Here is a 22,360-nt window from a genome sequence, read left to right as displayed (position 1 = left end):
GGCCATGAATCATGGAGCAGGAGATAATATCATCGAAAAGGTCGATTCACTGATAGATGGCTATATCTCGCCGGAGCGCGCCCAGGAGATCGCGAAAAGATATCCAGCCGTCTCAAGTACCGTGGTGGGATGGATCAAAGAATCAGCGGCGCAGCGCAACTGGCGCCGTGTTGAAAGATTCGCGAACCTTGCCGCCGCACTCAAGGTAGCCGGCCTCGGCGGCACCGTCACCGAACTCATAGATTCAGATGTCAAGGGAATCGATTACGAAGACCTCATAGATATTCTCGGAGAGATCAGAGAGGATGCCTCAGCGAACAGCATGTTCCGGCTCGCGGAACGCTCGTGTGAACACGAAGCGCCAGCTTTCTGGCTTTGCCAGAAAGTGATTCTCTCGCTTAGCGAACTGAACACAGATGAGGCGATGGATAAACTGCGGATGATGACCACAGCAGCCTGGCCATCAGCAGTTCGATGGCACGCTGCCGTTGCTCTCGGCATAGAGGAACAGCTCGGCTTCGTTGAGCATCATATGCTTGGATACTAACGTAGGCGATCGTGGCGGCGGCAAGACCGACACCGTTACGGTTCCCGATGGAGTTGACCTCGGCCGCTTCAGAAACAGCTTCAAAAAGTACTACGCCGACATCGGCGGAGCCAGAAACCCTACCGGCATGGAACAGGTTCAGGAATAACTGAACGCAGCCATTAACGCTTGCCGAGAAATCAGGGAGCACGTATGCGGCGGGTGGCTTGTAACTTTAGCCGCCGATCACGTGACCCGTATACGAATATTCATCCGCGAACGGGACAGGTCGATCCCAATCGACTTGTATCTGCCGATGGGCGCCGCAGCATTCGGATGGGTGATCATGAGATGAACAGCAAACCCACGAGATTCCACTATCACATGGAAACATAGGATTGGAATTCCGTCACCAATACATGGACCGCCAGCAATACAATGCAGCGCGTTCCACTGGGGCTGAAATAATGAGAGTGGGAGTTCTGCAAATAATAGACCATTCGCTAGGAATCGTATCTTTCCGATGCGCGCCCGGCACCGCGTCCGACCGCTGGATGGGGCCGAATCCCGCAGATACGGGCCAATTCGATGTCGAGATAGAGGTTCCGGAGGAGGTGACGGAGTGGGTGACGGCCCCGTCGAGCACCGCTTCCCTTTCGAAGGTCGCCGGGACAGATCTTGTCACCCTCGTTACGGGCGAGGTTGTCAAGTTTAACGATGACGATGATCCAGTCGTGGGGATTAGGGTGGGATCGGACATCATCCTGATTGAAATCCCGAATCTCAGGTCAGAGCTTCCCATCAAGGGGTTCATTTCCTTCCAGGTTCCCGAACTGCAGCTTTATCCCTATGATCTGTGAATAGCCTAGGCGTCGCAGATATAGAGACTGCGTGGGATGCGCCTTGGAGGATCTGTACAGGTTCTCGTGAGAGTGGCGCTTGACTCTCAACAGCTTCGGCCAATTGGGAGTTCCAGCGCCGCTGATAAGGCCCCACCGAGCGTGCTCGGTGGGGCCTTCTGAGGCTCTTGGCCACAACGTCAATGAGGTGATCTCAGCGATTTCTACGCCAGGCACCCGTGCTCGGAATGAGTGAGGATGAACGCGGCCTTGACGATGCACCGATCCTGCTTGGGCCGACGGTGATGCGTTGCAGGGTGCGCCAGCGTTGGGTGAGCAGGGCGAATCTGCGTTCCCCAGACAGCGCAGGGTGCGTAGGAGTTCGTTGCGGGTGCGGGAGCCGACGTCGAGGGGCCCACCGTCAGCCGGGTTCTTGGTGGGAGTGCGGATGCCGGTGTCGGCGCCGTCATGGCCGGAGTCGGCCATGATGGTCAGGCCGCGGACGACCAGTGGGTGCAGAGCCGACAGGACGTGGATGTGGGCGGCGGTCAGGCCGCAGGCGGGGCCGGGTTCGATGATCGAGATTCGGAACCGGTCGTTCTGTGGTGAAGATCAAAATGAGCCGGTAGGGTGCGGCGAGTGCCGATATCGCGTGGCATTCGCGCAGCGTTCGCCCTCGTGCTGCTGGGAAGCCTCGTCGTGGCCGGTGCGCCGGAGGCGGCCGAGACGTCCATGTGCAGCTTCGGGGGCTTCGGCTCCATATCGATGACGTGCTACGACTCCGAGGGGCGCTGGGACACGGAGTTGGAGGCGGCGATCCGGGCGCGGGCGCTCAGCCCGGCCCAGGCCCGCGCGGCCGGCTGCGAACCCGTCTCCTGGGAGGGGGAGGGACCGGAACCGGAGGTGATCACCGAACCGCTCGTCACCGACGAACCGACGCCCGCCTTCAGCCCGCGCGCCCTCGACCCGGCGGTCGCCGCCCGGGTGGAGCGGGCGTGGGACGGGATCGAACGCTGGCTCGGCGCGCACGCCTCGGCCACGCTGCGCAGGCTCCGGCATCCGGCGCAGGCGCACGACGTCGCCCGGTGGGAGCACTACCAGCGGGCCCGGCTCCCCGACGACCTGTACGCGTCGCTGCTCCGCCACGACGGAGCCGACGGGAACTTCGGCGCCGGATTCCAGCTGCCGTTCTCCCACGGCCTGGCCTCACTGGACAGCTTCACCAGCCTGCGCTCGTACAACTGCCGCGACCTGGTGATGGAGGGGCCGCCGGAGGCGGCCGACCCCGAGAGCGGCACCTGGCACGGCAGCCTGCTGCCGTTCGCCGCCACAGGCTACGGCCAGGAGCTGTTCGTCAATCCGCGCACCGGCCGGGTCGGCGAGAAGGAGTACGGCCGCAACCTGCGCTACGACGGCCCGATGGGCTGGCCCTCCTACCTGGCGCTGCTGGAGGCGCTGGCTTCCTCCCTGGAGAGCGGTACGGCACTGCGCGAGCGGTACCCGGCCGTCACCACGGGCTGCGAGCTGCGCTGGAACGAAGAGCCGGCCGACGCACTGCCCGGCGGCTGCGCCGGCGCCCCGCGCCCGTCCCCGACCCCCACCCCGTCCCCGACCCCGGTCTCGCAGGAGCTCACCCCGGCGCAGGCCCGCGCCAGCGGTTGCCGCCCCGCCCGGCGGCGGCCCGCCGTACGGCCCGTGGATCCCGCGGTCGCCGCGCGGGTGAACGCGGCGTGGCGACGGATCGAGCGCTGGCTGGCGGCCAGGGCGCCGGTGAGCCACCGGACCCTGTACGGCCCGGCCACCCCGGTTCAGATCGCCAGGGCCGAGGCGGCGATGGGCATGAGGTTCCCCGACGACCTGCGGGCGTCCCTGCTGCGGCACGACGGCGCCCGCTACTGGGGCGGGTTCGGTCCCGCGCCGTTCTACGAGTTCATGTCGGTCAAGGCGCTGCACGCGGACTGGAAGATGCTGTGCGGCATCGTCCTGGGCGGGCCCGAGGAGATGGCCGGCTACTGGTGGGACGGTCATCTCCTGCCGTTCGCGACCGCCATCGACGGCGGTAACCTGTTCATCGACACCCGCACCGGCAAGACCGGCGAGTACTTCAACGAGACGGGACTGCAACTCGATGGCGACGTCGTCTGGCCTTCCTATCTCGCCCTGCTCCGGGCCACCGCCGACTCCCTGGAGACCGGGAGACCGATCCGCGGCTGGCGTCCCGTGGTGCGGAAGGGCCAGCTGGACTGGAAGCAGGCGCGGTGACGGGAAGGGGTCTCACCGATGCGACCGGTGAGGCCCTCTGGCTTCCGCCGACCGGCCTGGCCGGCCACCGGTGCTGAGCACCCGCCGCATCGGCCGGCGCCGCACCCATGAGTAGCCGATGTACGGCGACGGCGGCCCTCGTCAGCGGATGTCATGGTCGGGGTGGGTCTGGTCGTACGCGTGCCGCGCCTCGGCGATGACGGCGCGGTGGGCGAGTGACCAGTCGGCGAGCGCCTTGACCAGGTGGGTCAGATCGGTCCCGGTCCCGGTCAGGCGGTAGTCGACCTGGGCCGGGACGGTCGGGTACACGGTGCGCAGCACGAGGCCGTCGCGTTCGAGCCTGCGCACGGTGAGGGTGAGCATGCGCTGGGAGATGCCGTCGATGGCGCGCTGCAGTTCGCGGAACCGGCGCGGCCCGCTCGCGAGCTCGACGATCACGAGCACCGACCATTTATCGCCGATGCGGTCCAGGACATCGCGGATGCCGCAGTCGGGGTGGTCCGCGCGTCCGCAGGGGTCAAGGTCGGCGGGGGCGGTTACCCCGGTGTGCGTGGGTGACATCGAACTGCCTTCTTGTGGCCGGTGGGCGTGCGGTCAAGGATCAAGCGTAGTTACCGATGAGAACCACGACGGAAGACTGTGATTCATATGATCCTGGTGACGGGAGCGAACGGGAACCTGGGCTCGGCCACCCTCGCCGCGCTGCGTGCCCGCGGCATCGCCGCGACGGGTGGAAGCCGCACGCCGGGCGGGGGGATGCGGCGTCTCGACTTCGACGACCACGCGGGGCTCGATCTCGCCGGGGTGTCGACCCTGGTGCTGATCTCCGCCGGTTACGCCGAGGACGACCAGGTCATCGAGCGGCACGCGGCGGTTCTGGACGCCGCCGTCCGCGACGGCGTCGGCCATGTCGTCTACACGAGCCTGACCACGGCCGGCGACCACCTCGGTTTCGCGCCGGCGCACCGTGCCACCGAACGCCTCGTGCGGGCGAGCGGACTGCCGTGGACGATCCTGCGCAACGGCCTGTACGCCGAACTCTTCGGCGGCCTGCTGATGTGGGCCGGAGACGGCCTGGAGTCCCCGTTCGGGGACGGAGCCCTGGCGGCGGTCGCGCGGGAGGACCTCGCCGACGCCGCGGCGGTCGTCGCGGCGGGTGCGGCGCGACACGGTGGGCGCGTCTACGACCTCGTCGGTACGCCGATCACGGCGGGTCAGGTGGCCGACCGGCTCGGGGTTCCGCACCGCGCCATCGGCCTGGGCGAGTACCGGCGCAGGCTCCTGGAGGCGCCGGGTCTCCTGCCGTTCCAGCCGCCCATGCTCGCCTCGATCGCCACGGGCATCCGGCACGGCTTCCTGGACGGCACCGCTCCCGACCTCACGGGCCTTCTCGGCCGCCCGGCCCGCGACCCGCTGGCCGCAGCCGTCGCGGTCGCCTCCGCCACACGCCCGAAGGCACACGTCTGACAGCACGCGTCTGACCGCCGTACCGCACGCCGGGCGGTGAACCGGGTCCTCCCCGCGGCCGTCCCGGGAGGACCCGGTCACGGCCACGGGCCACCCGGCGCCTTCCGGCGCTCAGCCGGCGGACGGCGAGCGGTGGACGGGGCCGACGGGCCGGTCGCCGCGCGGGGTGACGGCGCGCAGGATCGACACCAGCGACGGGCGGGGCATGAGGAAGGCCGGTCATGGGGACACGGCGGCGGCCGGTCCGCCCGGCCGGTGCGCCGCGTCCGCCAGGAGGCGTGCCGCCGTCTCGACGTCCCGTTCGGTCGTCCACCGTCCCAGCGAGAGGCGCACCGCGCCCAGCGCCCGGTCCCGGTCCAGTCCCATCGCCAGGAGAACGGCGGAGGGCTCAGGGTCGCCGGTGTGGCAGGCGGAGCCGGTCGCGGCGGCGACCCGCGGCGTCGCGGCGAGGAGGTCGACCCCCCTGGCCCCGGAGACGCTGACGTTGAGGGTGCCGGGCAGCCGCCGGCCGGGATGCCCGTTGAGCAGGACCCTTCCGGGCAGCCGCTGGTGCAGCCGCAGGTGCAGCAGGTCGCGCAGGGCGCTCAGCCGCGCCGCCTCCCGGGGCGTCTCCTCGGCGGCGATCCGGGAGGCCGCGCCCAGCGCGACGGCGTAGGCGGTGTTCTCGGTGCCGGCCCGCAGCCCTCCCTCCTGGCCTCCGCCGTGGAGCAGCGGCTCGATGTCCACCCCCTCGCGCACGTAGAGCGCACCGATCCCCTTGGGTGCGTACAGCTTGTGGCCGGCCACGGTGAGCAGATCCACGCCGAGATCGCCGACCGCCAGCGGGATCTTGCCGGCCGCCTGGGCGGCGTCCGTGTGGAACAGCGCCCCGTGACGGTGCGCGATCCCGGCCAGCTCCGCGACGGGCTGCAGGACGCCCGTCTCCCCGTTGGCCGTCATGATCGAGACGAGGTGCGTCCGCGCCGTGACGGCCGCCTCCAGCTCGGCCGGATCGACCAGGCCGCGCTCGTCCACGGGCAGGTAGGTGACACGGACGCCGTGCAGCCGCGCGAGGCTCTGACAGGTCCGCAGCACGGCGGGGTGCTCGGTCCGCTGGGTGACGACGTGACCGCCGGGCGGGACCAGCCCGCGGATCGCCGTCACGTCGGACTCCGAGCCGCCGCTGGTGAAGACGATCTCCTCGGGCCGGCTTCCGATGAGCCCGGCCACCTCGCTCCGGGCCTCGGCGAGGGCCCGGCGTGGCCGTTCGGCGTAACCGTAGGAGGTCGAGGGATTGCCGAAGAACCGGCTGACGTACGGCCAGGCGGCCTCGGCGACCCGCGGATCGACCGGCGTGGTGGCGTTGTAGTCGAGGTAGATGACGTCCTCGTCGAGGCCCGGATGACCCACGTCGCGCCCGCTCTCGGTCAGGAGCGCGGCGGGCGGCCCCGCGCGCCGCCGCTCAGGAAGCCCGTCTTCCGGAAAGCATCGCACGGGCTCCCCGGCCACGAGGAACGGCGCGTGCTTCCCGTACGGCTTCCCGCCCGTTCCCCCGGCTTTCCCCGGCTCCCCGGGATCGGCCGGACGGCACCGTGACGCCCGGCGGACCGGTGCCTTCGGGGCCGAGGCGTTCGCCGGCGCTCCGATCCGGCGGTGAGGGCCGGCCGCCGGGAGAGGCGGCGGGGCCGGCCCGGTGCCGTCCGAGGTCAGCGGACGGGCAGGCCGGTGACCGCGCGGCCGATGATGAGGCGCTGGATCTCGGACGTGCCCTCGAAGATGGTGAAGATCTTGGCGTCGCGGTGGAAACGCTCGACCGGGTGCTCGCGGGTGTAGCCGGCGCCGCCGAGGATCTGGATGGCCTGCTCGGTCACCCAGACGGCGGCCTCGCCGGCCACGAGCTTGCACATCGACCCCTCGGCCTGGCCGAAGGAGCGCTCGTTGCGGGCCATCCAGGCGGCGCGCCAGGTCATCAGGCGGGCCATGTCGACGCGGGTGGCCATGTCGGCGAGCCGGAACGCGATCGCCTGGTTCTCGCCGATCTTCCGGCCGAACTGCTCGCGCTCGCGGGCGTAGTCGCGGGCGTACTCGTACGCCGCGCGGGCGATGCCCACGGCCATCGCCGCCACCACCGGGCGGGTCGTCTCGAAGGTCCGCATCGCCCCCTGCTCGCCCGCCCGCCCGCCGGCGCGGACCCGCTCCAGCCGGGCCTCCAGCTTCTCCCGGCCGCCGACCAGGCACGAGCCCGGCACCCGGACGTCCTCCAGGACGACCTCGGCGGTGTGGGAGGCGCGGATGCCGTGCTTCTTGAACTTCTGGCCCATCGTCAGGCCCGGCGTGCCGGGCGGGACGATGAAGGACGCCTGGCCCCGGGTGCCCAGCGCCGGATCCACCGAGGCGACGACGACGTGGACGTTCGCGATGCCGCCGTTGGTGACCCAGGTCTTGACGCCGTTGAGGATCCAGTCGTCGCCGTCGGGGACGGCGCGGGTGCGGATGGCGCCGACGTCGGAGCCTGCGTCGGGCTCGGAGGCGCAGAACGCGCCGACCCTGACGTCGTCGGGGGTGCCGAACATCTGCGGCAGCCACTCCCCCACCTGCTCGGGAGTGCCGCCGGAGGCCAGGGACGCCGCGGCAAGGCCGGTGCCGGCGATGGACAGGCCGATGCCGGCGTCGCCCCAGAAGAGCTCCTCGAACGCGGCGATCAGGCCCAGTCCGCTGGGCTCGAACCACTGCTGCGCGAAGAAGTCGAGCGAGTACAGCCCGATCCGGGCGGCCTCCTGGATGACCGGCCAGGGCGTCTCCTCGCGCTCGTCCCACTCGGCCCCGGCGGGGCGGACGACCGTGCGGGCGAACTCCCGCACCCAGTCGCGCACCTCCCGCACGTCGTCACCCAGCTCCGGGCAGAAGCCGGCCTCGCTCATCGTGATCAACTCCTTTCGCGCGCTGCCCACCGTAACGGCTCGCCCGGCCGCCCGGTAGGCCAGGGCGTACGGCGGGGCCGCCGGACGGCCGGTGCGGCGGCCGCGGGTTCCGGGACGCGCGGGTTCCGGGACGCGCGGGCGCCGCGGGCGGGATCACGCGCGGCCGGTGCGGGCGGCGGCGGCCAAGGCCAGGACGCCGAGGAGGAGCAGGGCGGCCGTGCCGTACATCAGGAGGCCGAACCCGCCGCCGGCGAAGGCGGTGGCGAGCTGCGGTCCGAGGCTCCCGCCGAGGAAGAGGGAGAAGGTGAACAGGGACAGGGCGGTGCCGCGGGCGCCGCCGGCGATCGCGCCGATGTTCTCGTTGACCGCGGGCGTGCCGGCGGCGACGCCGAAGACGTAGAGGGCGAGGAGCAGTGCGAGCCCGGTCACGCCCGGTTCGGCGGCCCCGGCGACGACGAGCGCGAGGGCCGCCACAACGAGCAGCGCCGTCGACCGCCGGGGAGCGGGGAAGCGGGCCAGCACGGGGGTCAGCAGCGGGACGGCCAGCATGGACGGCAGGCCGCTGATCCGCAGGGCGAGCAGGGCCTGGGGTGAGCCGGTGACCTCGGCGGGGCCGGCGAGCTGCAGGCCGGTGTAGACGGCGACGAACGTGGTCAGGATGGTGACGGTTCCGGCGTAGCGGAGCAGCAGCGCGGGGGTGGCCAGCAGGGACGGGATCGCGCGGTAGGCGGAGACAAGGGAGCCGGTGGCCGTACGCGGCGGGTCGGGCAGCATGACGGCGCGGGCGGCGACGGCGGAGGCCGCGAACCCCGCGGCCGACAGCAGGAACACCCCGCGCCAGCCGATCGCCCCCGCCAGCGCCTGGGCGGCGACCTGGAGCAGCACCGCGGCGGCGAGGAAGGCGCTGGTGATGGTGGCCAGTGACAGCGTACGGCGGTGCGGGGTGACGCGTTCGCCCAGGTAGGCCATGGCCGCCGGGGGGAAGACCGAGACCGCGACGCCCTGGAGCACGCGGAGCCCGATCGCCGCGCCGGGTCCCGGCGCGACGGTGACGAGGGCGGTGGCGACCGCGGCGGCCAGCAGGCCGGCGAGGATCAGGCGCCTGCGGCCGTACCGGTCGGAGAGCGGGCCGAAGATCAGGAATCCGGCGGCGTAGCCCACGCCGAACGCGGTGACGAGCCAGGTCAGGCTCGCCTGGGCGGCGCCCCAGCCGGCGGCCATGCCGTGCAGCAGGGGGATCACCACGTACAGCTGGCCACTGGACAGCACGGCGGCGAGGGAGAAGACGGCGAGGGTGCGTCCGAGGGGGGCGAACCCGCCGGAGCGGAGGGCCGCGGCCTGGGTGGCCGGGGCCGGCGGGGAGATCGTCATGGCAGGACCGTAGCCAACCAACCGGTTGGAAGTCAACCAACCGGTTGGTTCCACGGAAGGGCGGTCGTCCCGTACACTCGGCGCATGCCGAAGGAAGCCACCAGGGACGCCCTCCTGTCCGCCGCCCGCGCCGAGTTCGCCGCCCACGGCATCGCCGGGGCCCGCGTCGACCGCATCGCCGAGCGCGCCGGAGTCAACAAGGAGCGCATCTACGGCTACTTCGGCAGCAAGGAGAAGCTCTTCGACCAGGTCATGATCACCGTGATGGACGAGCTGACCGCGGCGGTCGCCATGCCCGGCGACGACCCGGTCGAGTACGTCGCCAGGCTCCACGACTACTACCGCACCCACCCGGAGCTGGTCCGCCTGCTGATGTGGGAGTCGCTGCACTACCGCGACGGCGAGCTGGAGGGGCAGGAGCACCGGGTCACCAAATGCGAGAGGAAGGCCGAGTCGCTCGCCGCGGGACTCGGCCGCGAGCCGTCCCAGGAGACGGCGCGCACCATGATGACACTGATCGGCCTGGCCGCCTGGCCGGCGGTCATGTCGCGGCTCGGCCGGATCATCCTCGGCGACGAGGCGGCGACCGAGGAGGGGCGGCTGCGGATGCGCGAGCACCTCGTCGCCTTCGCGCGGACCGCCCTGGCCGGTGAGGCGGACGGCGCCCGCCCGGCCCAGGGCGGGGAACCGGCGACCGCGGACGGCGTCCGCCCGGCCGGCCCCGCCGAGTAGAACGGCCCGGCCAGGCCGCCGACCGCGTGAGCCGGGACGCTCCGTGGGCCGTCTCCATGCCCGCGGGCGGCGAGAGGAGCCGGTGGCGGGCGCGCACCGAGCGCATCCGCCACCGGCCCGTTCCCGTCACCGGCCGCCTCCGATCGTGCCCGGCGGCCGGAACTCGTCTCAGAGCCGGTCGAGGATCTTCCGCATCTGCCCGATCTCGGCCCGCTGGGCGATAACGATGTCGGCGGCGAGCTTCTTCGCGCCGGGGTCGGCGCCCTGCGCCCGCTCGGTCTCGGCCATGTCGACCGCCCCCTCATGGTGGGCGATCATCATCTTCGAGAACATCCGGTCGAACCCGGCGCCCTCGGCCGCCTTGAGACCGGCCATGTCCTCCTCGCTCATCATGCCGGGCATGTCGTGTCCCATGTGGCCGCCGTCGGGCATCTCGGGCGCACCCCATGCCTTGAGCCAGCCGGTCATGGTGGCGATCTCCGGGTCCTGCGCTCCCTTGATCTTCGCTGCCAGGTTCCTCACCTCCGGGTCCGAGGCCCGGGTCGCGGCGAGTTCGGCCATCGTGACGGCCTGCCGGTGGTGCGGGATCATCATCTGGGCGAACATCACGTCGGCGGCGTTGAACGCGGCGGTGTGCGAGGCGGTCGCGGCGGGCGTGGGCGCCCCGCTCGGCATGCCGGTCATGCCGTCGTGACCCGGCCGGGCGGCCGTCGTGCCGTCCCCGCCGCCGCAGGCGGTGAGCAGCGCGAGGGCGCCGGCCCCGGCGACGACGGCGAGGGCGAACCTGCGCGGGGCGGGGCGGTTGAGGTGGTGGGTGGACATCTTCGCGTTCTCTTTTCGTTTCCGTCGGATCTGCGAACCGGTCGTCCGCGGGCGCGTTCCAGCCGCCGCCCACGGGAACGGCCGGCCTATATGCGCAGGACCGACAGACGTGCGAGACGCAGAGCCGTCCTTCGCGGGGGCGGCCGGGCGACGAACGGCACCGGCCGTACGCCGGCGGGCCGTGCCTCCAGGCTCCGGCGCGTCCACATCCACGCCGCTCCGGCGAGGAGCAGCGACACGAGCGAGGTGAGCACGGCCAGGCAGACGGAGGACGGATCGGAGGAGGGAAGGGGGCCGCCGGGGCCGGAGAGCGACCGCCGGAGGTCCGGTGCCGGGTGTGACGCCGCGTCTCCGTGGTGGCCGAACGGGAGAGCGGCGGACGGGAGAGCGCGGACCGCGGCGGATGGGAGAGCGTGAACCGCGGCGGATGGGAGAGCGTGAACCGCGGGGGCGGCCTCGACCATGCCGGGCATGCCGTCGTGCCGCCCGCCATGGTCGAGGTGCCCGAGCGTGTGCATCCCGGCGACGCCGAGGACCAGGGCGACGAGGAGCAGCCAGCGATGCGCCGGAAGGGCGGGCCGGCGGGCCGTACCGTCCATCTCCCCTCCCCCACGCTCGCGCTCCGCCCGTCGGCACGGGCCTGTCACCGCAGGAAAGCATAGGTCGGCCCGGCGCCGGTCCCGCGGCGGGCACGGCCGTACCGGGTTCGCGACGGGGCGGCTCCAGTCGCACCCGGAACGGGGGTGGGCCCGGTGACCCGCCGGGACGCGGCGTGTCTACCGTGGGAGGAGGGACCGCACGAGCGGTTGGGGGTCGAGATGACACGACACGCGGTAACGGCGCGGATCGCGGCCGGGGCGCTCCTGGCGGCCGTGGCGGTGGGCGTCACCGCCACCGGTGCGGCCGGGCAGCCGACCCCGGCCCCTTCCGGATCGCGAAGCCCCTGCCCGCCCACCGGCCCCGGCATGGGACCGGGCATGGGGCCGGACATGGGTTCGAGCATGGGGCCGGGCATGGGGCCGGGCGGCCCGATGCACGCGGCGGACAACGAGTACGCCTATCTGGCGCGGATGATCCCACACCACCGGGAGGCCGTCAGCGCGGCGGAGCAGCTACGGCGCTCCGACCGGCCGGAACTGCGCCGCCTGGCCGAGTCGATCGTCACCACACAGAACGCCGAGATCGCGAAGATGCGGGGCTGGCTGGCCGAGTGGTACCCCGGGTGCCCCGCGGAGATCCGGCAGCGGCCGATGATGAGCGACCTGTCAGGGCTGTCGGGTGAGGCGCTGGACCGGACGTTCCTGCGGGAGATGATCCGGCACCACATGATGGCGGTCATGATGTCCCAACGGCTGCTGGCACACGGGGACATCCGGCACCCGCAGGTCGCGGAGTTCGCGCGCACCGTGCGGGACGACCAGTGGGCCGAGATCCGGCGGATGCACCGGTGGCTGACCGAGTGGTACGGCGAGCGGGGCATGCCGCACGGCCCGATGCCGACGCCCACGGGCACGGCCCCCGCTCCCGGCCCGGAGACGCCTTCGGAACCGGCGCCCACGCGAACGGGCTGACTCCCGGATCTCGCCCCCATGATCCGGGGCGGCAGGCCGGGATCGGGCCCCGGGGCCGGACGCACGGCCCGAGGCCGGTCCCGGAGTCCAAGGCGTCCGAAGCCGTCCTGACCTTCGCCCCTGCCACCCCGGCCTCCCGGGAACATCCCGGCCGGCGGCCCCCGCCGCGCGGCGGTCGTGTACCCCTCCGGGAAGGTCAGCCGGGGGCGTGGGAGCGCCGGTCGGGGACGGTGGACATCGGAGGGCGCTCGGCGACGGCCGTGTCGCGGACGACCGCCCGGTGCCCCACCGCCCTCTCGGACCCTCCGGTCCCTCCGGCCTTTTCGGTGCTCCCGGCGCTCCCGGCCTCCCCGATGCTCCCGGCCTCGCGGCGGAACTGCACCAGCCGGGGGGACGGCTCGTGCAGGGGGATCATCTTGTTCTGGCGTTCCAGCCGGGACCAGCAGGTCTGCAGGATCTGGGCGGCCATCCCGCCGAGCGCCTCGGTGGACTGGTGGGAGTGGACCCGGCGGCCCAGGTCGACCTGGGCGAGCGCGTCGAGCCCGGCGAGCTCCAGCAGGTCGATCAGCAGGGCCAGTTCCACGCCGTAGCCGGTGACGAACGGGACGCGCTCCAGCGCCGAGCGCCGTCCCGCGTACTCCCCCGCCAGAGGCTGGACGAATCCGGCGAGCATCGGCCAGTGCAGGTTGAGCAGCGGGCGGGCGACGAGTTCGGTGACGCGCCCGCCGCCGCCCTGGACGTCCCACAGCGGCCGGTCGTAGCAGCCCTTGACGTAGACCACGTCCGGGTCGGCGAGCAGCGGGCCGAGCAGGCCGGTCACGAACGAGGTCCGGAACTCGCGCAGGTCGGCGTCGACGAAGACCAGCAGGTCGCCCGAGGTCGCGGCGAGCGACTTCCACAGCGCCTCCCCCTTGCCGTCCAGCGGCTTGAGGTCGGGGAGGACCTCGTCCTGCGCCACCACCCTGGCTCCGGCCCGGGCGGCACGCGCGGCGGTGTCGTCCACCGAACGGGAGTCGACGACCACGAGCTCGTCCACCAGGGGGACAGCCTCCATCAGGTCGCGCCGGATCGCGGCGACGATGTCCCCGACCGTCCCGGCCTCGTCACGCGCGGGCAGCACGACGCTGACGGTCGCGTCGCCCTTGGCCTCCAGCAGCCACGGCAGCGGCCAGTCGTCCGACGATGAGGTGCGTCGCCGCAGCCATGCCTCCACCTCAGGCAGCACAGCCCACCCTTCTCACCGTCGACGACCTACGGCTCTCACCATATGTGTCGATAATCATGGACGAGTATCGGGGAACACCTCCTGTCTTCCGCGCTCCCTACAGGTGGGAGGATCGGCACAGACTGGAGGGAAAGGGGCACCATGGACCCGGTGGCCGTGATGAAGGCGGCACGCATCGTCCGTGACGAGCTTGACCGGCTGCTGGGCGGGTCTTCCGGGGAGCTGCGCGAGCAGCTCGATCCGCTGCTGGCGCAGGAGGGCCGGCAGGCTCCCGGACCGCTGGCGGACGCCATCGTGATGCTCATCGTCCAGTACGGCCCCGTCTGGGAACGGTTCAGCGAGCTGATGACCGCGGACGGCACGGACGGCGGCGCGGACAGTGGTGCGCCCGCCGGTCCCGGCGCGCCGCACGGGGCCGCCCCCGCGCTCCCCGCCGGACCCGGCGCGTCGTTCCCGGCCGCCCCCGCGCTCCCCCCAGGACCCGGCGCGCCGTTCCCCGCCGACGGCCCCGGACCGGCCGGGCCGGGCGGTCCGCCGTACGGCCCGCCGCACCCGGGCGCGCCGCTTCCGGGCCCGCTGAACCCGCCGATGCCCCCCGGCCCCGGGATGCCGACCGGTCCCGGGATGCCGCCGCCCGGTTCGCCGAACCCGCCGATGCCCGCCGACCCCGGCCTGCCGTTCCCCGGTTCCCCGAACCCGCCGCCGTTCCCCGGCGCCGAGGGTCCTGGAACGCCGCCCGGCCCGGGAGGACAGATCCCGGGTCCGAACCCGCCGCTCCCCGCGCCGGTCGGCCCGCCGCTGATCGCCGAGCCGGTGGACGTGAACCCGCCGGTCATCGGCCACGTGGAGCCGGAGCCGCCGGCCGGGCCCCCCGCCGGACCGGTCTCCCCGGAGTGGCCGTTCCCCGGCCAGGACGGCCGGGAGGCGCCGTCCCTTCCGTTCCCCGACGGCCGGATCGGGCCGGAGACGCCGTTCGCCGGGCCTCCGGGCGGGAACGTCGTTCCGCCGGCACCGCCCGCCGCGCCGCCGGGACAGGTGTGGCCGCCCCCCGGACAGACAGGACACGCCGGACCGCCCATGCCGGCCGGTGCGCCGCCCGCGCAGACCGGCCCCGCGTGGCCGCCGCCCGGACTGCTGGGTTCCGCGCGGACCGAGGACGCCCAGGCCACCACGTCCGTACGGCGGGGCGGTCCGGAGGAGCCGCCGCACCCCGCCGGTTCGGCGCAGGGCGGCAGGGGCCCCTCGGTGCTCGGCCGGCTGACCGGCGCCTTCCGCAGGCGGCGCGCCGAGCCCGCCCCGACCGGCCCGGAGTGGGCCGGGTTCCCGCTGATCCGGGTGACCGGCGAGGTGGTCGCCGGGACGGAGACCCTGGTGGAGGTCGGCGTGGTGCCCGGCGAACCCGGCGCCGCTCCCGGAACCGTCCCCGGCGCCACGCCCGCGAACCCGGGTTCCGCATCCGCCGGCCCGGCGGCGCCGTACGCCGGGGAGCCGTTCGACCTGGACGTCCAGCTCGTCGCCGAGGGGTTCGAGGCGCCCGGCGGCTGGCGGGTGCGGCTGCGCGTCGATCCGGCCACGCCGTACCCGAGGACGGCGGTGCGCCTGGTGGCGCTCCCGCAGGAGCAGCCGGTCACCGCCCGGCAGATCCAGGCGGTCCACTCGGTGCGCGGCCAGGTCACCGGGTTCGGGGTACGCGCCCTCGCCGTCGTCGGCGCCCCCGGCACGCTCCCCCCGGAGGGCGAGGGGCAGCCGGCCGCCGGGACCAGGATCCGCACGGGAGGCGACGCCGAGCCGCCGGACGTCACCGCGGTCGTCGTCCACGGCGACCAGCCGGGACGGCTGTGGTGGACCTACCACTCGCCGCACTTCCTCACCCCCGACCGGGCGGAGGTCTGCGAGCTGGGCACGCGGATCTCGGAGTTCGGGCGGCATCTGGCGGAGGAGGCCGGCAGCCTCGACGACATGGGACGCCGGATCGCCGCGCGGATCCCCCGGGGGTTCTGGGAACTGCTGCACGCGGTGGCGGCCCGGGTCGCCCCGCGCCGCCCGAGCGTGCTGATCGTCTCCCAGGAGACGCACGTCCCCTGGGAGCTGGCCGCGCTGGAGCACCCGTTCGACCCGTCGATCCCACCGTTCCTGAACTGCCAGACGACGACCGGCCGCTGGCCGCTGGGCGGACGGCGCCCCGAGCTGCCACCGCCGGCGCGGGCGGCCGGGCGGAGCATGGCGGTGGTCTACGGCGGCGCCGAGCCCCACCCGCTGACCGGCGCGTACGGCGCCGCCCGGATCAACCCCGTGCTGGGCGAGGTGCTGGCCCTGCTGTCCCAGCCCACGGACGTGGTGCACTTCACCGCCGGAAGCTCGGCGGCCGAGGCGCTGGGCCGGGGCATGGGCGGCGCGCCGTTCGTCTTCCTGGAGGAGCCGGACGACTGCCAGGCGTTCCTGCTGGCGGGCGCGAGCGCGGTGGTCGCCCCGCTCTGGCCGGTCGGCGACGACGGCCTGGCGCGGGAGTTCTACCGGCGCTGCCTGGCCGGGGAGCCCCCGGCGGAGGTGCTGCGCTCCCTGCGCTGCCAGGCGCCGGCCACCGCGACCGCCTACCGGTTCTTCGGCCACCCGTCGCTGACGCTGCCGCCCGGCGGACCGCCCGTGTGACAGGCCCCGGGCCCCTGTGCGACACGCCGTTCCGGCAGGGAAGGCAGGAGGCCGGGGTGGCGACGCGGTTCAGCCGATGGCGTGGCGCTCCAGGAAGGTGTAGACGTCGGCCTCGTCCACCCCGGGGAAGGAACCCGGGGGCAGCGCGGCCAGGACGTGGGAGTTGCCCCGGGCCGACGGCCAGGCGTAGCCCTCCCAGCGGCGGGCCAGCTCCACCGGCGGGCGGCGGCAGCAGTCGCCGGTGGGGCAGCCGGAGCGGGTCCGGTTGACGGTCTCCCGCCCGCGGAACCAGCGCGACTCCCGGTACGGCACGCCCAGGGTGATCGCGAAGTCCCGCTCGCGGCTCGGATCGACGTGCGCGACGCAGAAGTAGGTCCCGGTGGGCGAGTCGGAGTACTGGTAGAAGACCGAGAACCGGTCGGGCGAGAGGAAGACCTGCCGACCCGACCACTGCTGGCACATCCGCTGGCCCTCGATCGCGCCCTGCTCGTCGGCGGGGAAGACGATGCCGTCGTTCTCGTAGGCCTTGTAGATGATGCCGCCGGCGTCGTTGCGGACGAAGTGGCACGCCAGGTCCAGGTGGTGGGTGGCGAGGTTGGTGAAGCGGTGCGCGGCCATCTCGTAGGAGACGGCGTAGACGTCGCGCAGGTCCTCCACGCTCAGCGCCCGGTCCTGCTTGGCCTCCCGCAGGTACGGCACGGCGGTGGCCTCGGGCACCAGCACGGCCGCGGCGAAGTAGTTCGCCTCGGTGCGCTGGCGCAGGAAGTCGGCGAAGTCGCGGGGCTTGTGGTGGCCGAGGGCGAGGTGGCCGAGGGTCTGCAGCAGGATGGTGCGCGGGCTGTGCATGCCGAGCTGCTCGTGCTTGACGTAGATGCGCCGGTTGCGCAGGTCGGTGATGGAGCGCACCGAGCGCGGCAGGTCCTGGACCGTCTGCACGGCGTAGCCGAAGTGCGTGACCAGGGCCTGGACGGTGCTCTGCGACAGCGCGCCGGCGCGGTAGCCGACGGCCGACAGCGCCTCGGCCGCCGCCTTCTCGATCTCCTCGAAGTAGTTGCCCCGCTCGCGCTGCGTACGGCGCAGCTCGGCGTTGGCGGCACGCGCCTCCTCGGGGGTGGCGGTGCCCTTGGCCTGGCGTGAGCGCAGCTCGCCGTACAGGCCGAGGATGTGCTCCAGCACGTCGTTGGGGACGCGGGCGGAGACCTTGAGCCTGGCCAGGCCGAGCCCGGCGTAGATCGGGTCGCGCTGCGCCTCCTCCAGCGCCATCTCCAGCTGCGCCCGCCTGCTGGGCGCCTGGCGGCGCAAAAGCTCCTCCACCGGCACGTTCAGCGCGGCGGCCAGCGACTTCAGCAGCGACAGCTTCGGCTCGCGCTTGCCGTTCTCCAGGAGGGACAGCTGGCTGGGGGCACGGCCGACACGCTCGCCGAGGTCGGCGAGGGTGAGGCCGCGCTGCTTGCGCAGGTGTTTGAGACGCTGGCCGAACGCGATCAGGTCCAGCTCCTGCGTCAAGGTCAGCGGTTCTTCACCCACCAGCGATCCCATGCTCCGATGCTAGACGAAATTTCAACGGATATTTCCATACGGCGAGGGTAGCTGTGACCCGCGTCACGTGATTGGTCTAGTCCACAGGGCAAACTGAGCGGTTCTTCTGTCTCGAATACCGGTGAGTATTCGCCATGTAGGAAAAAATGACTTTCTTTCGATCGCTTCTGCCTTGTTCGCCCGTTTCGCCCCGACTCACACTCGGATCAAGGCACCCAGGGGACGACAAGGAGTGAAAAAATGATCGATCGCCTCAAGGGAGCCGCAGAGGAACTGCGGCGCGAGTGGGAGAACGACCCCCGCTGGAAGGACACCGAGCGGGCCTACACCGCCGAGGACGTGATCCGGCTGCGGGGATCGGTCCAGGAGGAGCACACCCTGGCCCGGCTCGGCGCCGAACGGCTGTGGAACCTGCTCCACTCCGAGGACTACGTGCACGCCCTGGGCGCGCTCACCGGCAACCAGGCGGTCCAGCAGATCAAGGCCGGCCTGAAGGCGATCTACCTGTCCGGCTGGCAGGTCGCCGCCGACGCCAACCTCGGCGGGCAGACCTACCCCGACCAGAGCCTCTACCCGGCGAACTCGGTCCCGGCCGTCGTGCGGCGCATCAACAACGCCCTGCTGCGCGCCGACCAGATCACCTGGTCCGAGGGAGACGGGAACGCGCCGCACTGGCTTGCCCCCATCGTGGCCGACGCCGAGGCCGGCTTCGGCGGCGTGCTCAACGCCTTCGAGCTGATGAAGGGCATGATCGCCGCCGGCGCGGCGGGCGTGCACTGGGAGGACCAGCTCGCCTCCGAGAAGAAGTGCGGCCACCTCGGCGGCAAGGTGCTCATCCCGACGAGCCAGCACATCAAGACCCTCAACGCGGCCCGCCTGGCGGCCGACGTCTGCGGGGTCCCGTCCCTGATCATCGCGCGGACCGACGCCCAGGCCGCGACGCTGCTGACCACGGACGTCGACCCCCGCGACCAGGCCTTCACCACCGGCGAGCGCACCGCCGAGGGCTTCTACCGGGTCCGCAACGGCGTGGACGCCTGCATCGCCCGCGGCCTGGCCTACGCGCCCTACGCCGACCTGCTGTGGATGGAGACCTCCACGCCGGACCTGGACGTGGCCCGCGAGTTCGCCGAGGCGATCAAGGCCCGCCACCCCGACCAGATGCTGGCCTACAACTGCTCGCCGTCCTTCAACTGGAAGAAGCACCTGGACGACTCCACGATCGCCAAGTTCCAGCGGGAACTGGGCCACATGGGGTACAAGTTCCAGTTCATCACGCTGGCGGGCTTCCACTCGCTCAACCACTCGATGTACGACCTGGCCCACGGCTACGCCGAGGAGGGCATGAGCGCCTACGTCCGGCTGCAGGAGGCCGAGTTCGCCTCCGAGCGGCGCGGCTACACCGCCACCCGCCACCAGCGCGAGGTCGGCACCGGATACTTCGACCTGGTCAGCACGGCCATCGCGCCGGACTCCTCCACCACGGCCCTGCGGGGCTCCACCGAGGAGGAGCAGTTCGAGGCTCACTGACCCGCGGAGACGCGCGCCGGCGGCGGTGACCGCGAGCGCCCGCGCGGTCCGGGCCCATCCCCCTCAGGGCATGCGGGGGGCCGCCCGGACCGCGCCGGCGCGGGAACCGCCCCGGCCGCGCCCCCGGGCTCGAACCGCCGGCCAGGGCGAACGCCCCGCCTCCTCACCCCCCGGGAGGCGGGGCATCCGGCTGTCCGCCCGCGGCGGACGACCCCGCGGCGGACGACACGGCCAGGGCGCGATTCCCGGACCGGACGGCGTCCGATCCGCGGCGGCGATCACGGGGACTACGAGGCGGCGGCGTAACACTCCACTTCGGCCCGCCGGTAGGAGAGGCCGGCCTTCACCAGGTTCGCCACGCACTCGCACTGCTTCCCGGTGAGCGTGAGATCGCCGCAGACGGTGACCCCGGAGTAGGTGCGGCAGTCGAGGCTCGGGTTCACCGCCCCGATCCGGTAGGTGTCCCTGACCCGGGTCCGGCAGTCGGACCGGAGCCGCGCGGTGCCCGCGTAGTCGCACTGGTCGAGGAGGATCTGGTACTGCGATTCGCTCACCGGCGTCCTGGGCTTCGCCTCGGCCACGGCGCCCGCGCCGGAAAGCGTCGCCGCGGTGCCCGCCAGCAGCGCCGCCACTGCGATGATCCGCTTCATGATGCCCCCTTCGGCGTCCAGTATCCGGCACTCGAACGCGGGAGTTCCAGCGCGGACGACGTTCCCTTCTGTGGTTCTTCCCCGCTGGGCTCATGGCGACGCTGTGTTCATGGCGACACTGCGTGTCGCGGCTCAGGGGCTCTTACCCGATGTCTTCCCTCGTCACTCCGCCGCTCCGCGGCTGCGTTCCTCAGTCCAGACACCGGCGCCCCCTCGCGGGCTCATGGCGACACTGCGTGTCGCGGCTCGGGGTAGTGCTCATGGCGACACTGCGTGTCGCGGCTCGGGGGCTCTTAGCCGGTGTCTTCCCTCGTCGTTCGCTCGCTGCGCTCGCTCTCTCCTCAGTCCAGACACCGGCGCCCCCTCGCGGGTCCGGACATCGGCGTTCCTGAGCGGGTCCAGACGGCGGCGGGCCCTCGCGGGCTCATGGGGACGCGGCGAGGCCCCGCCGTACGGGGGTCCGTACGGCGGGGCCTCTTCCGCCGCCCTCCGTTCCGGGCGGCTCGCGGACGGTGGGGCCGTTGGCCGTCCGCGCGATGTCCGGGGGATCCGGGCGCGCCGAGGGCCGGCGCGCCCCGGGGGATCAGCGCTCGACGGCCTGCAGCAGCTTGCGGCGCTGCTGGGCGCCGAGACCGCCGAGCCGGCGGGTCTCGTCCACGTCGGCCGCCTGCATGAGCTGGGCCGCCTTGACGTTGCCGATGCCCGGCAGCGCTCGCAGCGCCTGCGAGACCTTGATGCGCTTGGCGACCTCGTCTTCGCGGCCGAGCAGCTGCTCAAGGCTCACGGACCCGGCCTTGACGTCGGCCAGGAGCTTGGCCCGGGCCGCACGCGTCTCGGCGGCCTTGGCGAGCGCCGCTTGACGCTGTTCGGGGGTTAGCTTGGGCAAGGCCATGTTGGTTTCTCCCTGGTTGCTTGGGTTCTGCCGTCCTGTTACCCATAGCGACGCGGCTAATCATCCTGGAACCAGGGAAAAACGGGGCATCCTTCACTGACCACCACGATATGCCCGATTGGTTACCCCAGACTTACCTGACTCTTCGTAGCCTCGACCTCATGAGTATCTGGCAAGGACCGGACGGCATCGAGGTGGAGGCGGTCGTGCTCCACGACCTCCCGTGCCTGCGCGTGACCCGGCGTGTCGGTGACCGTCAGGTGCTCCTGGCGTACTGCACCGATGTGCGGGAGGTCGGCGAGCACGTCGACCTGGCGGAACTGGTCTCCTCCTGAGGAGGCGGCCGGATGCGCGGGGACGTCGGGAGCGCGGGGGCGCCGGGAGGACGATCACAGAACCGGTCGTCCCGCGGGCGAGGCCGGTTGCGCGTCACCGAAGGAACCGAAAGGCGAGGCCGGTTCGGCATCGACGTGAACTTTCCCGATCACCAGGGCGTCCGTGTGAGCAGGGAGGCCCGCATGGAAGTACTCGACGGCCTCGCTGACGAGAGGCTCCGCCTGGAGCTTCTCCTCATCGAAGCCCTGCACCGGGAAGCGGAACGGCTGGCCGCACAGGCCGGCCGCTGAACGGCCGGGGCGGTCCGCCGCCTTGGGGGAGACGGCGGACCGCCCCGGCACCTCCACCCGCGGCACCCGGCGCGGACGGCGCGCGGATCCGGCGGCACCCGGCGCGGGCGCGGCGCGGACCGCCGCGGGAGGCAGGGCCGGGCGAGCCCCCGAGGACGCCCGGGCGCCTCACCGCCGCGCCAGCCCCGGGATGAGCACCGCGCCGACGACCAGGTGCAACAGGACCAGCACCAGCGTCGCGGCGGCCCCGGCGGCGCTGCCCAGCGGGCCGAGGAGGGACAGGACGCACACGACCAGGGCGACGATCGTCCAGACACGGCCGGACCGCTTCGCCGACCGTTCCAGGACGGCCAGGAGCGCCCAGCCGGCCAGCCCGGCCAGCAGGCTCACCACCACGACCGACACCGGCCCGACCGTCTGCGTGGCGCCGCCCGTCCGCACGGTCAGCGCGGTTCCGGCCAGCGGCACCGCCAGCGCCCACACGACCAGGGCCGCCACGGGGGCGCCGATCACCACTACGAGGAATCTTCTGAGGGAGGTGTTCACGGCGGTCAGCCTCGCCCGGCCGGGCCGGTAACCGCATCGGGCCCGAGGTCGCGTTCCGTCCTCCTCCGGTGGGGGCCGCCTCCTACTTCGGTAGGTGACGGATCCTCCGTTCCGCGGCCTAAGGCGTGTCTGATAAATGATCTCGGTGGTGCGGTTAGATGATGCCTCGTGGTGCGACGAGGTGAACTGACCGACAAAGCCTGGCAGCGGATC

At 72.4% G+C, this 22,360-nt stretch carries 20 protein-coding genes; 9 read left to right on the top strand and 11 right to left on the bottom strand.

Annotated features, from left to right (window positions below; genetic code table 11):
- Positions 1–4 precede the first annotated feature (4 nt).
- From ACZ6W9_RS22495 to ACZ6W9_RS22485, 3 genes are all read left to right on the top strand, one after another.
- A complete protein-coding gene (locus tag ACZ6W9_RS22495; RefSeq protein ID WP_470119455.1) occupies positions 5–547 on the top strand; it encodes a hypothetical protein in 543 nt (180 codons plus the stop codon).
- Positions 548–999: 452 nt separating this feature from the next.
- Positions 1,000–1,386 carry a hypothetical protein gene (locus ACZ6W9_RS22490; RefSeq protein ID WP_389964314.1) on the top strand — a complete coding sequence of 129 codons (387 nt, stop codon included), beginning with the start codon at positions 1,000–1,002 and terminating at the stop codon, positions 1,384–1,386.
- Positions 1,387–2,004: 618 nt separating this feature from the next.
- Positions 2,005–3,627: an SMI1/KNR4 family protein gene (locus tag ACZ6W9_RS22485; RefSeq protein ID WP_470119453.1), complete on the top strand. Its 1,623-nt coding sequence runs from the start codon at positions 2,005–2,007 to the stop codon at positions 3,625–3,627.
- Positions 3,628–3,768: 141 nt separating this feature from the next.
- Here ACZ6W9_RS22485 and ACZ6W9_RS22480 read toward each other — a convergent pair whose 3' ends face one another.
- Entirely contained in the window at positions 3,769–4,188 is a 420-nt protein-coding gene (locus ACZ6W9_RS22480) for a winged helix-turn-helix transcriptional regulator (protein WP_189249364.1), read from the bottom strand.
- A gap of 87 nt (positions 4,189–4,275) precedes the next feature.
- Here ACZ6W9_RS22480 and ACZ6W9_RS22475 point away from each other — a divergent pair, with 87 nt between their 5' ends.
- Positions 4,276–5,094: an NAD(P)H-binding protein gene (locus ACZ6W9_RS22475; protein WP_470119450.1), complete on the top strand. Its 819-nt coding sequence runs from the start codon at positions 4,276–4,278 to the stop codon at positions 5,092–5,094.
- A 219-nt stretch (positions 5,095–5,313) separates the two neighbouring features.
- On the opposite strand, the gene ACZ6W9_RS22470 is transcribed toward ACZ6W9_RS22475, so the two are convergent.
- From ACZ6W9_RS22470 to ACZ6W9_RS22460, 3 genes are all read right to left on the bottom strand, one after another.
- The gene (locus tag ACZ6W9_RS22470) at positions 5,314–6,483 is read right to left on the bottom strand and encodes a cysteine desulfurase family protein (protein WP_470119448.1); all 1,170 of its coding nucleotides are present in this window, start codon (positions 6,481–6,483) and stop codon (positions 5,314–5,316) included.
- Between the two features lie 296 nt (positions 6,484–6,779).
- Entirely contained in the window at positions 6,780–7,994 is a 1,215-nt protein-coding gene (locus ACZ6W9_RS22465) for an acyl-CoA dehydrogenase family protein (protein WP_389964483.1), read from the bottom strand.
- 153 nt (positions 7,995–8,147) lie between these two features.
- Positions 8,148–9,365, bottom strand: a complete 1,218-nt coding sequence (locus ACZ6W9_RS22460; RefSeq protein ID WP_470119446.1) for an MFS transporter — start codon at positions 9,363–9,365, stop codon at positions 8,148–8,150.
- Between the two features lie 84 nt (positions 9,366–9,449).
- Between ACZ6W9_RS22460 and ACZ6W9_RS22455 the strand changes: the two genes are divergently transcribed.
- Positions 9,450–10,097 (top strand): TetR/AcrR family transcriptional regulator, encoded by a 648-nt coding sequence (locus ACZ6W9_RS22455; RefSeq protein ID WP_389964332.1) that lies wholly within the window; start codon positions 9,450–9,452, stop codon positions 10,095–10,097.
- 168 nt (positions 10,098–10,265) lie between these two features.
- On the opposite strand, the gene ACZ6W9_RS22450 is transcribed toward ACZ6W9_RS22455, so the two are convergent.
- Together ACZ6W9_RS22450 and ACZ6W9_RS22445 are read right to left on the bottom strand one after the other, a co-directional pair.
- Positions 10,266–10,919, bottom strand: a complete 654-nt coding sequence (locus ACZ6W9_RS22450; RefSeq protein WP_389964335.1) for a DUF305 domain-containing protein — start codon at positions 10,917–10,919, stop codon at positions 10,266–10,268.
- An 86-nt stretch (positions 10,920–11,005) separates the two neighbouring features.
- A complete protein-coding gene (locus ACZ6W9_RS22445; protein ID WP_389964338.1) occupies positions 11,006–11,518 on the bottom strand; it encodes a hypothetical protein in 513 nt (170 codons plus the stop codon).
- Between the two features lie 219 nt (positions 11,519–11,737).
- Here ACZ6W9_RS22445 and ACZ6W9_RS22440 point away from each other — a divergent pair, with 219 nt between their 5' ends.
- Positions 11,738–12,490, top strand: coding sequence for a DUF305 domain-containing protein (locus tag ACZ6W9_RS22440; RefSeq protein WP_389964341.1), 753 nt, complete (start codon positions 11,738–11,740; stop codon positions 12,488–12,490).
- 196 nt (positions 12,491–12,686) lie between these two features.
- On the opposite strand, the gene ACZ6W9_RS22435 is transcribed toward ACZ6W9_RS22440, so the two are convergent.
- Positions 12,687–13,715, bottom strand: coding sequence for a glucosyl-3-phosphoglycerate synthase (locus tag ACZ6W9_RS22435; RefSeq protein ID WP_470119443.1), 1,029 nt, complete (start codon positions 13,713–13,715; stop codon positions 12,687–12,689).
- Positions 13,716–13,865: 150 nt separating this feature from the next.
- On the opposite strand from ACZ6W9_RS22435, the gene ACZ6W9_RS22430 reads away from it, so the two are divergent.
- Positions 13,866–16,364: a hypothetical protein gene (locus ACZ6W9_RS22430; protein WP_470119441.1), complete on the top strand. Its 2,499-nt coding sequence runs from the start codon at positions 13,866–13,868 to the stop codon at positions 16,362–16,364.
- Between the two features lie 69 nt (positions 16,365–16,433).
- Here the strand turns inward: ACZ6W9_RS22430 and ACZ6W9_RS22425 are convergent, their stop codons facing one another.
- Positions 16,434–17,903 (bottom strand): helix-turn-helix domain-containing protein, encoded by a 1,470-nt coding sequence (locus tag ACZ6W9_RS22425; protein WP_389964350.1) that lies wholly within the window; start codon positions 17,901–17,903, stop codon positions 16,434–16,436.
- A 240-nt stretch (positions 17,904–18,143) separates the two neighbouring features.
- Here ACZ6W9_RS22425 and aceA point away from each other — a divergent pair, with 240 nt between their 5' ends.
- Entirely contained in the window at positions 18,144–19,433 is a 1,290-nt protein-coding gene (aceA, locus tag ACZ6W9_RS22420; RefSeq protein ID WP_389964353.1) for an isocitrate lyase, read from the top strand.
- 287 nt (positions 19,434–19,720) lie between these two features.
- Here aceA and ACZ6W9_RS22415 read toward each other — a convergent pair whose 3' ends face one another.
- Both ACZ6W9_RS22415 and mihF read right to left on the bottom strand, forming a co-directional pair.
- A complete protein-coding gene (locus ACZ6W9_RS22415) occupies positions 19,721–20,083 on the bottom strand; it encodes a hypothetical protein (RefSeq protein ID WP_389964356.1) in 363 nt (120 codons plus the stop codon).
- 583 nt (positions 20,084–20,666) lie between these two features.
- Complete coding sequence (mihF, locus tag ACZ6W9_RS22410) at positions 20,667–20,975, bottom strand: integration host factor, actinobacterial type (protein ID WP_362941787.1); 309 nt, start codon at positions 20,973–20,975, stop codon at positions 20,667–20,669.
- A 161-nt stretch (positions 20,976–21,136) separates the two neighbouring features.
- Here mihF and ACZ6W9_RS22405 point away from each other — a divergent pair, with 161 nt between their 5' ends.
- On the top strand, positions 21,137–21,310 hold the full coding sequence (locus tag ACZ6W9_RS22405) for a hypothetical protein (RefSeq protein ID WP_389964360.1): 174 nt from the start codon (positions 21,137–21,139) through the stop codon (positions 21,308–21,310).
- Positions 21,311–21,769: 459 nt separating this feature from the next.
- Here ACZ6W9_RS22405 and ACZ6W9_RS22400 read toward each other — a convergent pair whose 3' ends face one another.
- Positions 21,770–22,147 carry a DUF6069 family protein gene (locus ACZ6W9_RS22400; protein WP_389964363.1) on the bottom strand — a complete coding sequence of 126 codons (378 nt, stop codon included), beginning with the start codon at positions 22,145–22,147 and terminating at the stop codon, positions 21,770–21,772.
- Positions 22,148–22,360: the final 213 nt, after the last annotated feature.

The organism is Streptosporangium sp. NPDC053982 (genome assembly GCF_055585205.1).
This window is presented reverse-complemented; position numbering and strand designations above follow the sequence as displayed.